The following is a 14975-nucleotide window of genomic DNA, read 5'->3' as shown; positions in this document are numbered from 1 at the left end:
CATTGGATTAAGCCTAAAGGCATATCGAATATTCGACTAGACGGTGAAAACCGGCTTGAGTGTTCCATGTGCAGAACAATTGGGTCAGCAGCGCGCATTTCGCGAGCAGGCTCGCTCCCACAGCAGACTGCATTGGTTCAGAGGCACCGTGCGAGGCCGTGCATGGCGTCGCGCAGCTTGCCGATGGCACGCTCGATAAACGCGTTATCACCGTCTCGGCACGCCGTGTCCAGATCTGCACACGCCGCAACAACCCGCGCAGCGCCGACCATTTGCGCGCCGCCCCTGATGCGATGGGCCAGCTCACGCAGGCCGTTGCGGTCGCCGACGTGGATATGATCCAGAGCCTGGAGATCATCACGCAGGCTGTTGCCGACTTCCTTGCGCAAACGCTCGATCAACGAGTGATCGGTCCCGGCCATCTGCTCCAGGGCACTTAGGTCAATCTCGACCGACTCGGCGCCAGGCGGTTCATCTTCGTGAAGCTCGCAACGGCGGGCGCCGTTCATGGCTTCAGCCAGATCATGCAAGCGAATCGGTTTGAACAGGCAGCCGTCCATGCCGGCATCCAGACAGCGCAGGCGCTCTTCGATCTGCGCGTTGGCCGTAAAACCGAGGATCAGACAGGGCCTGCGGCCGCTGGCGGCTTCTTCGTTGCGAATCGCCTGTGCCAGTTCATAGCCATTGCGTCGCGGCATGTTGCAGTCGGTGATCACCACATCGAAGGCCTGGGTTCGCCAGCGGTCCAGCCCCTGTTCGCCATCGCCCACATCTACCGTGTGATGCCCGAGTTCGCTCAATTGCCAGCACATCAGCAAGCGGTTGACCGGGTGATCGTCCACCACCAACACGCTTAATGCAGACGTCGCGGCTGCCGCCTCGTGCGTTGCCAGTGTGGTCGTCACCGACGTCAGCAGCGGCAACTGGATATTGATTTTTACTCGCGTGCCTTGCCCGAGATCACTATCGAGACCCAGCGTGCCGCCCATCATTTCGCAGAGGTTACGGCTGATCACCAACCCCAGGCCGGAACCGCTGCGCGCCGCTTGAAGGCTATTGCTCGCTTGAACGAACGGGCTGAACAGGCGCTTTTGATCTTCAGCACTTATACCGATGCCGCTGTCTTCGATCAGCACTTGCACACTCACTTGCTCGTGCGATATCGCAACGATCTGCAGTCGCAGGCTGACGTCACCTGACTGGGTGAATTTGATCGCATTGCTCAACAGGTTGGACAGCACTTGTTTGAAGCGCGTCGGATCGACCAGCACATCCACGTCGGCGCGCGGATCAAGTTCGATGCGCCACAAGAGCCGTTTCTGCCGCGCCAGCCCTTCGAACACCCGACATACCGACGACACCGTCTCCCGCAGGTTGGCCCGCTCGGGCGCGAGGGACAAATGCCCCGATTCGATACGAGCGATATCGAGAATGTCGCCAATCAACGCCAATAATTGCTGGCCGGCATTCGACGCCACCTGAATGGCGAGTCGATCGGTCACGCCCTCCTCTGCGCGCTTGAGGGCCAGTTCGAGCATGCCGATCAGGGCGTTCATCGGCGTGCGGATCTCGTGGCTCATGGTCGCCAGAAAAGTGCTCTTGGCCCGACTGGCTTCGTCCGCCGCGTCCTTGGCCTGTTGCAGTTGCAGCAACCATTGCTGACGCTGGTGGATCTGCCGGCGCTGCCAGCCAATCCACAGCAGTGCCAACAGAAGCAAGGCAGCTGCGCTGGCGAAACCAAGCAGAATCTCCTGACGGTGGCGCAGCCAGTAGCTGTTCTCGACCACTACATCGTGGCTCCAGCGCTCCACCAGTTCATCCATTTGCTGCGGCGCAATGCTCAGTAACGCCTTGTTCAGGATCGAGTGCAGCAATGCCGATTGCGGCGCCGTGGCCAATGCGATGCGCGCCGGCTGATCGCCAACGGTGCCGGTAATTCGCAGGCGATCGCGGTACTGCCGGGCAATCAGAAAACGCGCCACCAGCAACGAGCTCACCGTTACGTCGACCTGTCCTCGGGCAATCAGCGCCATGCCTTCGGCGGGGCTTTTGACTTCGACCAGACGTAGTCCGGGCACGCGTTGCAGCAGGTATTCGCGCAACGGGTGGCCGCGATAGATGGCCAGGCGTTTGCCCGCCAGGTCGTCGAGCGGCAATGGATGTGGCCCGTTCGCCGCACTGACCAGCACGAACGGATTGTTCAGATAGGCGCGAGTGAATTGCAGCTGCGCTTCCCGCTCGGTGCTCGGCGTCACTACCGGCAGGACATCAAGTTCACCCGCCTGGAGCTGCTCGAACTGATCGTTCAACGAGGTGCCACGCACGATCTCGAAATGCAGCCCGCTGCGCTGGGCGATGAGGCTCAACAACTGCGCTGCCAGGCCGTTGAAGCGTCCATCGGCATCGAAAAACGCCAACGGCGCGAAGTCTTCGACCGCGCCCACCCGCACCACCGGGTGCAGATCAAGCCACTGCTGTTCAGCGGCGCTGAGCTGTACCCGGGACTGCTCGGCCATCTCGGCAAGGCCGACACTCCAGCGCTGTTCGATCAGATGCCGACGTTCCATGGGCACGGCCAGCAAGGCCTTGTCGACGATGCGTTTGAGCACCACATCGCTGCGCAACAACGCAAAGGCGAACGGATTGGCATCAAGCCCCGACGGCCCGGCCAATTGCAGGTCGTTGCGATAGTTGGTGTTGATCAGATAATTGGCGCTGATGAAGTCGCCCAGGTACACGTCGTCGGCACCGAAGGCGACCGCGCCGAGTGCATCCATGGCCGAAGCATAAAGCTGCACGTGGGCGCCGGGGTAGAACGCCTGAACATGGGCCAGTGGCAGGTAATCCTCGACCATGGCGATGCGTTTGGCCGTCAGGTCGGCGGTCAGCTTCTCGTCGTGGCGGGTGACCAGCATCGGCTGATCTTCAGCATACGGCCGCGACAGAACAAAGGCCGGATCCGCCGCTTCGAAACTGTTCGAGGTGCCCAAGAGATCAACGTCGGCGCGCTTGAGTGCGGCCATCAGTGCCGGCCGATCGGCGAAACGCCGCACTTCGATCCTGATGCCGAGCAGTTGCGCCATCAGGTCGGCGTAATCGGCGGTCAGCCCTTCCAGCTCATGCTGTTGGCGGGTGATTTCGAAGGGCGGGTAATCCGGGCCGGAGATGCCCATGCGCAAGACTGGATGCTCACGCAGCCACTGGCGTTCCCGATCATCGAGGCGGACCTGGATACCCCCCGGTTCGAGGCGCGCCAGCACCTCCAGCGTCTGCGGTTGGTCATTCGCCCAGACCGAGGCGGCAAGCCCCAGCCAAATCCCCAAAACCCGCAGCCCCTGCGTCATGTCGAGGTACTCAGATCAAGTGATTGCGCTTGGCAAACTCACGCAGAAGCACCAGCGAACCCAGGCCAAGTTTCGCCATCATGCGGGTCTTGTAGGTGCTGACGGTCTTGTGACTCAGGTGCATCTCCTGGGCGATGGCTTTGTTTGGTTTGCCCAACGCCAGGTTCACGAAAATGCATAACTCTCGATCGGACAGCTGAGCGATCAGCTCCTGTTCAGTGCGTTGCACCGCGTTGTACAGACCGCTGGTATTGGGCAACGCAGAGAAATAGGTGTGGCCGGACATCAGCGCCTTGATAGCGTCGTGCAGCAGCGTCAGATGATTGCTCTTGGTCACGTAACCCCGCGCGCCCGCGCGCAGACAGCGCTCCTGGTAATGCGTGGGCTCATGCATGCTGAACACCAGGATCCGGCAGCGTGCCGTCGGCGCTTTGATCTGGATTCGCGCCAGCACTTCCAGCCCGTCCATGGACCCCAAGCCGAGATCGAGCACGACCAGGTGCGGATCATGCGCGCAAATCAACGGCACGACTTCATTGCCATTGGACGCTTCATGAATCTGCGTGAAGCCTTGAGCCTGCAGGACAATGCGAATGGCCGCGCGCACGACTGGGTGATCATCGACGATCAGCGCTGACTTCATTGGTACTCCTGCAAAATCGAAGACACCGCAACAGTCTGTCCCGGAGTCGGTGGCTGCGCCGGCACTGTTACATGGATGAGCAAGAGAATCACCTGTCAGGTCTGACAGTTGTGCAGAGTGGTTTTTTATGCATTGGCATGGCGCAACGACGCGTGAGAGTCGGGCGGTGCCTGGCGTTCGTCGCAAGCTTCGACTCTCGCCATCACCTGCCCGATGAGCTGTGAATTTGGCAATGGCGTCGGGCTGATCTGCGCGTTTTCCTGAGCAAACCCCGCAACCGCCAGCAAGGGCGCCGACGGTTCGTTGTAGATCAGAGCGTGGCGAACCTGTGGGTGATCGAGCAGAAAGCCCGACAGATCCAGGGAGCCTGCCGCCAGCTCGGCATTGATCACCAATACATCGAACGGCTCGCAGCCGTAGTCGACCAGGGTCAACAATTCGCCGAGATTCTGCACCGGGGCGACGCGGTAGTAGCCGAGCGAGTTGAACAGGCGCTCGATTTTCATGCGATGAAAATGCTGCGGGTCGGCGATCAGGATGCGCAACGCTTTGTTGCTCATGGTCATTCTCCCGGTGAGGTTTGGGGAGGGCAAGACTACGCAAGCGTCGGGGATAGCTCTGTAGGACTTTTCCTAAAAATCCGCTCATTCATCCGGCGGCCCTGACGCATCAATATCCCCTGTGGGAGCGAGCCTGCTCGCGAAGGCGGTATACCTGTCAGAAATTTATTGACTGACACGGCGCCTTCGCGAGCAGGCTCGCTCCCACAGGGGAGAGCATCCCATGGCTGCTATTGCCAGCCGAATCGACGGATGTAGAAGCCCTTCACTGCCTGGGTCAGGGCCATGTACGCGAGCAGAATCATTGGCAGAAACGCGAAATACAGCGACGGCAATGCCTGCAACTTGAAGTAATGCGCCAGCGGGCCCATGGGCAGGAAGATGCCGACTGCCATGATAATCGCCGTCATCACCATCAGCGGCATGGCGGCGCGGCTTTGCAGGAACGGAATCTTCGGCGTGCGGATCATGTGCACGATCAGCGTCTGGGTCAGCAACCCGACCACGAACCAGCCGGACTGGAACAGCGTCTGGTGATCCGGGGTATTGGCGTCGAACACGTACCACATCAAGGCGAAGGTGGTGATGTCGAAGATCGAACTGATCGGGCCGAAGAACAGCATGAAGCGCCCGACGTCAGCCGGCTGCCAGCGCTGCGGCCGTTTCAGCATCTCGTCGTCGACGTTATCGAACGGAATGGCGATCTGCGAAATATCGTAGAGCAGGTTCTGCACCAGCAGGTGCATCGGCAGCATCGGCAGGAACGGGATGAACGCGCTGGCAACCAGCACCGAGAACACATTGCCGAAGTTGGAGCTGGCAGTCATCTTGATGTACTTGAGCATGTTGGCGAAGGTGCGCCGCCCCTCGAGCACGCCCTCCTCCAGCACCATCAGGCTTTTTTCCAACAGGATGATGTCCGCCGCTTCCTTGGCGATGTCCACCGCGCTGTCCACGGAAATGCCGATGTCGGCGGTGCGCAGCGCCGGCGCGTCGTTGATGCCATCGCCCATGAACCCGACCACATGGCCGTTGCCCTTGAGCACACGGACGATGCGCTCCTTGTGCGACGGCGTGAGTCTGGCGAAGACGTTGGTCGTCTCGACCGCCATTGCCAGCTCAGCATCGCTCATGCGCTCAATGTCATTGCCCAGCAGCAAACCCTGTTGCGCGAGGCCGACCTCGCGGCAGATTTTCGCCGTCACCAGCTCGTTGTCGCCGGTCAGCACCTTGACCGCCACGCCATGCTCGGCCAAGGCCTTGAGCGCTGGCGCGGTGCTTTCCTTCGGCGGATCGAGGAACGCCACGTAACCGATCAGCGTCAGTTCCTGTTCATCAGCCAGGCTGTAAGTCTCGCGCCCTTCTGCCATTGAGCGAGCCGCGACCGCCACCACGCGCAGACCTTCAGCGTTGAGGGCTCCGGTGACCTGGCGAATCCGCGCCAGCAATTCATCGCTCAAAGCCTCATCAACTTCGCCGTGACGCACCCGGCTGCACACCGCCAGCACTTCTTCCACCGCGCCTTTGCAGATCAATTGATGGGGCTGACCGCGGCGCTCCACGACCACCGACATGCGCCGGCGATTGAAGTCGAACGGGATCTCATCGACCTTGCGAAACACGCTGCCGACCTTGAGTTCGCGATGGACTTCCACGTGTTCGAGCACGGCGACATCCAGCAGGTTTTTCAGGCCGGTCTGGTAGTAGCTGTTGAGGTAGGCAAGTTCCAGCACAGCGTCAGAATCCTCACCCCAGACGTCGACATTACGCGCCAGAAAGATCTTGTCCTGAGTCAGGGTGCCGGTCTTGTCGGTGCACAGCACGTCCATGGCGCCGAAGTTCTGGATCGCGTCGAGGCGTTTGACGATGACTTTTTTGCGCGACAGGAACACGGCGCCTTTGGCCAGGGTCGAGGTGACGATCATCGGCAGCATTTCCGGAGTCAGGCCGACGGCAATCGACAGCGCGAAGAGCAGCGCTTCGGTCCAGTCGCCCTTGGTGAAACCGTTGATGAACAGCACCAGTGGCGCCATGACGAACATAAAGCGGATCAGCAGCCAGCTGACCTTGTTGACGCCCTGCTGGAACGAGGTCACCGCGCGGTCCGTCGCGCCGACCCGTTGCGCCAGCGCACCGAAATAGGTGCTGTTGCCGGTGGTGAGAATCAGCGCAATCGCACTGCCGGAGACAACGTTGGTGCCCATGAACAGAATGTTGTCCAGCTCCAGCGAGTTACGCGTGTCGCGATCGGTGTACCGGGTGAATTTCTCCACCGGCATCGATTCACCGGTCATCGCTGCCTGGCTGACGAACAGGTCCTTGGCGCTGAGCACGCGGCAATCGGCGGGAATCATGTCGCCGGCCGAGAGTACGATCAGATCGCCGGGCACCAGTTGCCTGATCGGCAGCTCCCGGCGTGGGCCATCGCGGCGCAGCACCGTGGCGGTGTTGCTGACCATGGCTTTGAGCGCATCGGCGGCCTGATTGGATTTGCTCTCTTGCCAGAAGCGCAGCAGCGTCGACAGCACCACCATGGAGAAAATCACCACGGCCGCCTTGAGGTCTTCGGTCAGCCAGGAGATCACCGCGAGCAAGGTCAGCAGCAGGTTGAACGGATTTTTGTAGCAGTGCCACAGATGGGTCCACCACGGCAGCGGCTGCTCGTGTTCGACTTCGTTGAGGCCGTGTTGCGCACGCAGTGCATCGGCTTCGACCTCGGTGAGCCCCTCGCCGTGCGTGCCCAACGACGACAGCAACGCGGCGCTGTCGGCATGGGCCGCAGCCACCAGCGTACTGGCCAGCGTCGGCGGCACTTCACGGCTGACCCTGGTGTCGTTGATCGAATCCAGCAACGCCAGACGACGGAAGTGCCGGGCGATGTGGCGGCTGCGCAGAAAGCCTGCGAAAAATTCCTTGAGCGTGAGTTTCATGGCTGTGTCCCCTGTGGTCAGCCGGGAAACCGTCGAGCAGGTACCGCCGCGCCCTGGCACCGGGACAACCGGCACGGCAAGGCGTGGCGCGCCGGTCGGGAACGACAGGCGTGTCGATAGGCTGCGATGACGACTGAGGTCGCCATCACGCTTGGTTCAGCGTCGATGAGAAGGACGTCGAGACACGATCCAGAACTGGCCGTGCACGGGATGCCGCTGCTCGCTGTTACGGCGAGACAACGGCAGGGAAAGGCTGCGCGTTATCTTGCCGAGAATCTGCCGGTGATCGAGACCGGCCGACAACTGTCACTCGAACAAGTACCCACTGTGGGTCTCCGCAATTGATGAAAACGCGCGCAGCTTACGCCCGCAGCGAAACGGCTGGAAGAGGTGTTTTCGGGGAATGTGGGGGGTGTTCAGGAAGGGTTCAGAATTTCCCCGCGATCGTTCCTACGCTCAGCGTAGGAACGCCTCATCGGACGCTCCGCGTTCGGCTTCTGAAAGGGACGCGGAGCGTCCCGGCTGCATTCCCACGCAGAGCGTGGGAACGATCATATGTGGGGCTTTCCATGGCCCCTTCGCGAGCAGGCTCGCTCCCACATTTTGCCCTGCGTTCACAGAACCATTGTGGGAGCGAGCCTGCTCGCGAAAGCGGTGTGACAGGCGCCGCAGAACTCAGCTGGCAGTCGCCAACAGCAACTCCGCCACCGAGCGGCTGTGCCCGCGCTGTTTGCCATGCTCGTATAGCGAGCCAGCGATTTCGTCGGCGCGAATCGGCAGCACCGACAGCAGCGTATCGCTCAGGCCATGGCTGGCCTGGCAGAAGCCCTGCATATATATGCCGGCCTTGCAGCGCTCGTCGGTGATCAGTTTGTAGTTGCGATCGACTTCGAATTCGCCGAGATATTCCTCCAGCGGCGCGAGCAACTTGCGGTGCATCTGGCGCTCGTAACCGGTGGCCAGCACCACGGCGTCATAGATTCGCACCGTGACTTCCCCGGTGGCGTTGTTGCGCACGGCCAGTTCGATGCCGTTTGCCGTGGCAGTGGCGCTCTCGACGGTGGTCAGGGTGCGGAACGCATGACGGGCAATCCCGGAAACCTTCTGCCGGTAGAAGATGCCGTAGATGCGTTCGATCAGGTCGATGTCGACCACCGAATAGTTGGTGTTGTGGTACTCGTTGACCAGACGCTCGCGCTCGACGCTGTTCTGCTGGAACACCAGATCAGTGAATTCCGGCGAGAACACTTCGTTGACGAACGGGCTGTCGTCCGCAGGCTTCAAGGCCGAGCCGCGCAGGATCATGTCGACCTGCACCGACGGGAATGAATCGTTCAGATCGATAAAGGCTTCCGCCGCGCTCTGTCCGCCTCCGATGATGGCGATGCTCATCGGTTGATTGTTCACGCAAGGCTGTCTGGCCATTTGCGACAGGTATTGCGAATGGTGGAATACCCGATGATCGCCCTTCAGTGCCTTGAATGCCTCTGGAATGCGCGGTGTGCCGCCAGCGCTGACCACCACCGAACGTGTGGTACGCACGAATTGCTGGCCGTCGCTGCCCCGGGAAATCACCCGCAACGCTTCAACCTGCTGGTTGTGCAACACCGGTTCGATGAACTGCACTTCTTCACCGTAACGGCTCTGCTCGGTGAACTGCCCGGCCACCCAGCGCAGGTAGTCGTTGTACTCCATGCGACATGGATAAAAGGTGCCGAGGTTGATGAAGTCGACCAGACGCCCGTGGTGCTTGAGGTAATTGACGAACGAGTACGGGCTCGTCGGATTGCGCAGGGTCACCAGGTCCTTGAGGAAGGAAATCTGCAACTCGCTCTGCGTCGACAAGGTGTTGCCGTGCCAGCTGTAAGTGGCCTGCTTGTCGAGGAACAGCACATCCAGTTCGCCCTGGATCCGGCCGCGCTCTTGCAGGGCGATGGCCAGTGCCAGGTTCGAAGGGCCGAAACCGACGCCGATCAGGTCGTGAACGATGGGCGATGCAATTGCCTGTGTCATTTCCAGTGTCCTCTGGATGAACCCCTCAACGCGGGGAAATAAAGCCTGGGTGGCCTGACCGGCCTGAATCAGGTCAGCAGGTCGTCTGTTGAGTAGGAACGAGGACGATGAGAGGAAATTTAACCGGCGCGGCTCACTGGCCATCCCATTGCTGGATGCGCAGGCGGCAATGTTTCATGGCGTTGACGATGTGTTTTTCCACCAGCGCCCGTGAGATGCCGAGGGTCTGGGCGATTTCCGGATGGGACAGGCCTTCGATCTTGCGCAGCAGAAAACTGTCGCGGCACAGCGGCGGCAATTCGGCCAGTGCGCGCTGGAGCATTTCCAGACGCTGGCCGTGATCGAGGGTGCCGTGGGGGGACGGGGTGAAATAGCGCTCTTCGTTGTCGAGCACGTCCAGCGATTCGACCTGACGCAGCGCGTTGCGACGGTGATCGTCGATAACCAGGTTCAACGCGGTGCGATAAAGGAAGGCCCGTGGTTGTTCGATCGGCACCTCGCTGGAGCGCTCCAGCACGCGTACGTAGGCGTCATGCACCACATCCTCGGCGACCTGACGGTTGCCCAGTCTGGCGTTGAGGAAACACACCAGCTCACGATAGTAGTTTTCCAACATGACTCCCGACCGCATCGATGCCGTTTCTGTCCTTGAGCGCACTGATCAGACCTGCGAGTCACGCAGTAGCAAGATAGTGGCAACTTGAGGTGCGTAATTTATAGTAATTCTCATATAGATTTAAAGAGTTGATTCCATATCCCGGACAAATAGTCGTCGCCCGGCTACGGTAACTCGATGTGTCTGCGGCTAAATTCCGTCGCCCATGCCTCGTTTACAGGACAGCCCCTGTGTCTGTCGTGCCTTGCGACGGGCCGCAACCACTGGCCGGAACCCTGCATGAATCGTCCCCGCCCCGCCCGTCGCGCGCTGTTTGCCGCCCTCTGTCTGATTCCCGTGATCGCCGTTGCTGCCTGGCAGGTTTTGCCACCCGGTCGCGACGCCGTTGCCACTGTGCAGGTCAGCCGGGGCGATATCGAAAACAGCGTGACGGCGCTCGGTACCTTGCAGCCGCGCCGCTATGTGGATGTCGGGGCGCAGGCTTCGGGGCAGATTCAGAAGATTCACGTCGAGGCTGGCGATACGGTCAAGGAAGGCCAGTTGCTGGTGGAAATCGACCCGTCGACACAGAAAGCCAAGCTCGATGCCGGGCGCTTTTCCATCGAAAACCTCAAGGCGCAGTTGCAGGAGCAACGCGCCCAGCACGATCTGGCGCAGCAGAAATACCAGCGCCAGCAGAAACTCGCCGCCGGTGGCGCCACCCGCGAGGAAGACGTGCAGACCGCCCGCGCCGAGGTTCGCGCAACCCAGGCGCGCATCGACATGTTCCAGGCGCAGATCCGCCAGGCCCAGGCCAGCCTGCGCAGCGACGAAGCGGAGCTCGGTTACACGCGCATCTACGCGCCGATGAGCGGCACCGTGGTCGCCGTCGGTGCGCGCGAAGGCCAGACCCTCAACGCGCAGCAACAGACCCCGCTGATCCTGCGCATCGCCCGACTGTCGCCGATGACGGTATGGGCCGAAGTTTCGGAGGCCGACATTGGCCACGTCAAACCGGGCATGACCGCTTACTTCACCACCCTCAGCGGTGGCACTCGGCGCTGGAGCAGCACGGTGCGGCAGATCCTGCCGGTGCCACCACGTCCGCTTGAACAGAATCAGGGCGGCAGCCCTACCAGTGGTCGCAGCGGCAGCGAACGCGTGGTTCTTTATACCGTGCTGCTCGACGTCGACAACGCCGATCACAGCCTGATGACCGACATGACCGCCCAGGTGTTCTTCGTCGCCGAACAGGCGCAAGACACCCTGACCGTGCCGACTGCTGCCCTGCAACCGGGCTCGCGTCCGCAGTGGCAGCGGGCGCAGATCGTCGCTGCCAACGGTGATATTCAAACGCGGGAAGTGCGCACCGGCATCAACGATCGCCTGCGCACCCAGGTGCTGGAAGGTCTGGCCGAGGGCGAGCATGTTCTCAGCGCGCCGGCCACTGGTCATGGAGGCTGAATGCACACGCCCCTGATCGACCTGCGGCAGATCCGCAAAGCCTACGGCGGTGATGACAGCCCACTGGTGGAGGTGCTGCGCGGGATCGATCTGTCGATCCACGCCGGCGAATTCGTTGCGATTGTCGGCGCCTCCGGTTCAGGCAAATCGACGCTGATGAACATCCTCGGCTGCCTCGACCGACCGACCAGCGGCGAATACCGCTTCGCCGGGGAAAACGTCGCTCATCTGGACAGTGATGAACTGGCCTGGCTGCGCCGCGAAGCGTTCGGGTTTGTCTTTCAGGGCTATCACCTGATCCCGTCCGGCTCGGCGCAGGAAAACGTCGAGATGCCAGCGATCTATGCCGGCACCCCGGCCGCCGAGCGCCATGCCCGAGCTCACGCGCTGCTGGAACGTCTCGGTCTCGGCACTCGCACCGGCAATCGTCCGCACCAACTTTCCGGCGGCCAGCAACAGCGGGTGTCGATTGCCCGTGCGCTGATGAACGGCGGCCACATCATCCTCGCCGACGAGCCGACCGGCGCCCTCGACAGCCACAGCGGCGCTGAAGTGATGACCCTGCTCGACGAACTCGCCGATCAGGGCCATGTGGTGATCCTTATCACCCACGACCGCGAAGTGGCGCAACGGGCCAAACGCATCATCGAAATCCGCGACGGCCTGATCATCAGCGACAGCGCCGAGCACGCGTGCGCGCCGCCCGCGGCCAATCCCGGGGCGTTGCAAGCGGTCGACCTGCGCCAGCGCCTGAGCAGCGGCAGCAACCAGACCGGCGCCTGGAAAGGTGAACTGCTCGACGCTGTACAAGCGGCGTGGCGGGTGATGTGGATCAACCGCTTTCGCACGGCGCTGACCCTGCTGGGCATCGTCATTGGCGTGGCCTCGGTGGTGGTCATGCTCGCCGTCGGCGAGGGCAGCAAGCGTCAGGTCATGGCACAAATGGGCGCGTTCGGCTCGAACATCATTTACCTCAGCGGCTCGGCGCCGAACCCGCGTACGCCGGAGGGCATCATCACCCTCGACGACGTTGCCGAACTGTCCACCCTGCCCCAGGTGGAACGGATCATGCCGGTCAACGGCTCGACCGCCGGGGTGCGCTTTGGCAACGCCGACCACAGCAGTTACGTCGGCGGCAATGACACCAACTTTCCGCAGATTTTCAACTGGCCGGTGATTCAGGGCAGCTACTTCACCCAGGCCGACGAGGACAGCGCCGCCGCCGTCGCGGTGATCGGCACCAAGGTTCGCGACAAGTTGCTCAAGGATGTCGCCGACCCCATCGGTCAATACATCCTCATCGAAAACGTGCCGTTCCAGATCCTCGGCGTGCTTGCGGAAAAAGGCGCCAGCTCCGGCGACTCCGATAGCGACAACCGCATCGCCGTTCCCTACTCGGCGGCGAGCACGCGCCTGTTCGGCAGCCGCAATCCACAATACGTGGTGATTGCCGCCAAGGACGCGCGCAAGGTCAAGGACGCCGAACAGGCCATCGAACAGGCGATGTTGCGTCGACACCACGGCAAGAAGGATTTCGAGCTGACCAACAATGCCGCGATGATCCAGGCCGAAGCGCGCACGCAAGGCACGCTGTCGCTGATGCTGGGGGCGATTGCGGCGATTTCCCTGCTGGTCGGCGGTATCGGCGTGATGAACATCATGCTCATGACCGTGCGCGAACGTACCCGCGAGATCGGTATTCGCATGGCCACCGGCGCCCGTCAGCGCGACATCCTCCGTCAGTTTCTCACTGAAGCCTTGATGCTCTCGGTGGTCGGCGGAATTGCCGGAATCGGCCTGGCGCTGCTGGTCGGCGGCGTGTTGTTGCTCAGTGGCGTGGCGATCGCCTTTCAAGCGCTGGCGGTGATCGGTGCGTTTGCCTGTGCGCTGGTCACCGGTGTCATCTTCGGCTTCATGCCGGCCCGCAAAGCTGCCCGGCTTGACCCGGTCACGGCCCTTACCAGTGAATGATCGACCTATGAAAGTGCGACTGACGTTCCTCGCCGCCAGCCTGTTGCTGGCAGCCTGCAGCAGCCCGGCGCCGCGCCTCGACAGCGGCGTGCAGCCACCGAGCGCGTGGCAGTCCGCCGACACCCCCGGCGCGCTGCAGAGCAATCGGCAATGGTGGACGCAATTCGGCAGCCCCGAGCTGGAGCGGCTGGTGGAACAGGCGCGGCTGGGCAGCTACGACCTCGCCGCCGCCGTGGCACGGGTCAGACAGGCCGAGGCCAGCGCAACCATTGCCGGCGCCCCGCTGCTGCCCGAACTCAAGGCCGGGCTGAACGCCAACCGGCAGAAACTGATCCACGGCAAGGGCTACAGCCAGTTGGATGTCAGTCCCGAGAATCGCTCGCTGGATTATTACGACGCCGAGCTCAGCGCCAGTTACGAAATCGATTTCTGGGGCGGCAAGCGTGCCGCGCGCGACAGTGCCTTGTTCGGTGTGCAGGCCAGCGAGTTCGACCGCGCCACCGTCGAGCTGACCTTGCTCAGCGGCGTCGCCAACAGTTACACCCAGGCCCTGGCCCTGCGTGAGCAGGCGCGCATCGCCGAACTCAATCTGGCCAATGCACAGAACGTGCTGCATCTGGTGCAGACCCGTTTCGACGCCGGCAGCGCCACCGCGCTGGAACTGGCCCAGCAGAAAAGCCTGGTGGCGGAACAACAGCGTCGCCTACCGCTGGTGCAACAACAGGCCCGCGAAGCACTGATCAGCCTCGCCGCCCTGCTCGGCCAACCGGTGCAAGCGTTGCCGTTGCCCGAGCAATCCTTCGCCCAATTGCACTGGCCGGACATCGCCAGTGGCGTGCCGAGCGACTTGCTCAGTCGCCGCCCGGACATTGCCAGCGCCGAGGCCAGACTGGCGGCGGCGCAGGCTGATGTCACCGTCGCCCGCGCCGCGATGCTGCCGAAAATCACCCTGACCGCCAGCCTCGGCAGCGGCGCCGACCTTGCCGCCGACCTGCTGCGCACGACGTTCTACAACCTGTCCTCGGGGCTGACCGCGCCGATCTTCAACAACGGCCGCCTCAGCGCCGAACGCGACAAGGCCAAGGCGCGGCAGGATGAACTGCTGGAGACCTATCGCGGGGCAATCATCAACGGCTTCGCCGACGTCGAAAAAGCCCTCAGCAGCATTCGCGGCCTCGACGAACAACGGCAATGGCAAAGCGAAGAACTGAACCAGGCACAGACCGCTTTCGACATCGCCCAGAGCCGCTACCAGGCCGGCGCCGAAGACCTGCTCACCGTCCTGCAAACTCAGCGCACGCTGTATGCGGCGCAAGACCTGAACGTGCAACTGCGCCTGTCGCGCTTGCAGGCGAGCATTGCCTTGTACAAAGCGTTGGGGGGTGGTTGGGAAGTGATCTGAGGGCGATGCGTCGACTGAACTGACGCCTTCGCTGGCAAGCCAGCTCCCACAGG

Annotated in this window: 9 protein-coding genes; 3 read left to right on the top strand and 6 right to left on the bottom strand. The window is 62.0% G+C overall.

Going from position 1 to position 14975, the window contains the following annotated elements; translation table 11 throughout:
* Positions 1–137: 137 nt before the first annotated feature.
* From ACZ9BE_RS07080 to ACZ9BE_RS07055, 6 genes are all read right to left on the bottom strand, one after another.
* Positions 138–3344: a transporter substrate-binding domain-containing protein gene (locus ACZ9BE_RS07080; RefSeq protein WP_476249110.1), complete on the bottom strand. Its 3207-nt coding sequence runs from the start codon at positions 3342–3344 to the stop codon at positions 138–140.
* A 10-nt stretch (positions 3345–3354) separates the two neighbouring features.
* Positions 3355–3987, bottom strand: a complete 633-nt coding sequence (locus ACZ9BE_RS07075; RefSeq protein ID WP_076567062.1) for a response regulator transcription factor — start codon at positions 3985–3987, stop codon at positions 3355–3357.
* A 125-nt stretch (positions 3988–4112) separates the two neighbouring features.
* Positions 4113–4547 carry an ANTAR domain-containing protein gene (locus tag ACZ9BE_RS07070; RefSeq protein ID WP_041478514.1) on the bottom strand — a complete coding sequence of 145 codons (435 nt, stop codon included), beginning with the start codon at positions 4545–4547 and terminating at the stop codon, positions 4113–4115.
* 230 nt (positions 4548–4777) lie between these two features.
* Positions 4778–7477 (bottom strand): magnesium-translocating P-type ATPase, encoded by a 2700-nt coding sequence (mgtA, locus tag ACZ9BE_RS07065; RefSeq protein WP_476249109.1) that lies wholly within the window; start codon positions 7475–7477, stop codon positions 4778–4780.
* A gap of 675 nt (positions 7478–8152) precedes the next feature.
* Positions 8153–9490, bottom strand: coding sequence for a lysine N(6)-hydroxylase/L-ornithine N(5)-oxygenase family protein (locus ACZ9BE_RS07060; RefSeq protein WP_041478512.1), 1338 nt, complete (start codon positions 9488–9490; stop codon positions 8153–8155).
* Positions 9491–9623: 133 nt separating this feature from the next.
* Complete coding sequence (locus ACZ9BE_RS07055; protein ID WP_041478511.1) at positions 9624–10106, bottom strand: sigma-70 family RNA polymerase sigma factor; 483 nt, start codon at positions 10104–10106, stop codon at positions 9624–9626.
* Between the two features lie 279 nt (positions 10107–10385).
* Here ACZ9BE_RS07055 and ACZ9BE_RS07050 point away from each other — a divergent pair, with 279 nt between their 5' ends.
* From ACZ9BE_RS07050 to ACZ9BE_RS07040, 3 genes are read left to right on the top strand one after another with little or no spacing between them, the layout of a single operon-like run.
* Positions 10386–11549 (top strand): efflux RND transporter periplasmic adaptor subunit, encoded by a 1164-nt coding sequence (locus ACZ9BE_RS07050; RefSeq protein WP_095179479.1) that lies wholly within the window; start codon positions 10386–10388, stop codon positions 11547–11549.
* A complete protein-coding gene (locus ACZ9BE_RS07045) occupies positions 11550–13520 on the top strand; it encodes a MacB family efflux pump subunit (protein WP_095179478.1) in 1971 nt (656 codons plus the stop codon).
* A 7-nt stretch (positions 13521–13527) separates the two neighbouring features.
* Positions 13528–14922 (top strand): efflux transporter outer membrane subunit, encoded by a 1395-nt coding sequence (locus tag ACZ9BE_RS07040; protein ID WP_476249108.1) that lies wholly within the window; start codon positions 13528–13530, stop codon positions 14920–14922.
* Positions 14923–14975 lie beyond the last annotated feature (53 nt).

Source organism: Pseudomonas sp. TE9122 (assembly GCF_056278925.1).
The sequence above is the reverse complement of the archived record's forward strand: the minus strand, read 5'-3'. Positions and strand labels throughout refer to the sequence as shown.

What these genes read in the sequence shown, in the direction of transcription:
- ACZ9BE_RS07080 (WP_476249110.1), bottom strand. Translation starts at nt 3,344, where the DNA reads ATGACGCAGGGGCTGCGGGTTTTGGGGATTTGGCTGGGGCTTGCCGCC.
- ACZ9BE_RS07070 (WP_041478514.1), bottom strand. Translation starts at nt 4,547, where the DNA reads ATGAGCAACAAAGCGTTGCGCATCCTGATCGCCGACCCGCAGCATTTT.
- ACZ9BE_RS07055 (WP_041478511.1), bottom strand. Translation starts at nt 10,106, where the DNA reads ATGTTGGAAAACTACTATCGTGAGCTGGTGTGTTTCCTCAACGCCAGA.
- ACZ9BE_RS07050 (WP_095179479.1), top strand. Translation starts at nt 10,386, where the DNA reads ATGAATCGTCCCCGCCCCGCCCGTCGCGCGCTGTTTGCCGCCCTCTGT.
- ACZ9BE_RS07045 (WP_095179478.1), top strand. Translation starts at nt 11,550, where the DNA reads ATGCACACGCCCCTGATCGACCTGCGGCAGATCCGCAAAGCCTACGGC.
- ACZ9BE_RS07060 (WP_041478512.1), bottom strand. Translation starts at nt 9,490, where the DNA reads ATGACACAGGCAATTGCATCGCCCATCGTTCACGACCTGATCGGCGTC.
- ACZ9BE_RS07040 (WP_476249108.1), top strand. Translation starts at nt 13,528, where the DNA reads ATGAAAGTGCGACTGACGTTCCTCGCCGCCAGCCTGTTGCTGGCAGCC.
- ACZ9BE_RS07075 (WP_076567062.1), bottom strand. Translation starts at nt 3,987, where the DNA reads ATGAAGTCAGCGCTGATCGTCGATGATCACCCAGTCGTGCGCGCGGCC.
- mgtA (WP_476249109.1), bottom strand. Translation starts at nt 7,477, where the DNA reads ATGAAACTCACGCTCAAGGAATTTTTCGCAGGCTTTCTGCGCAGCCGC.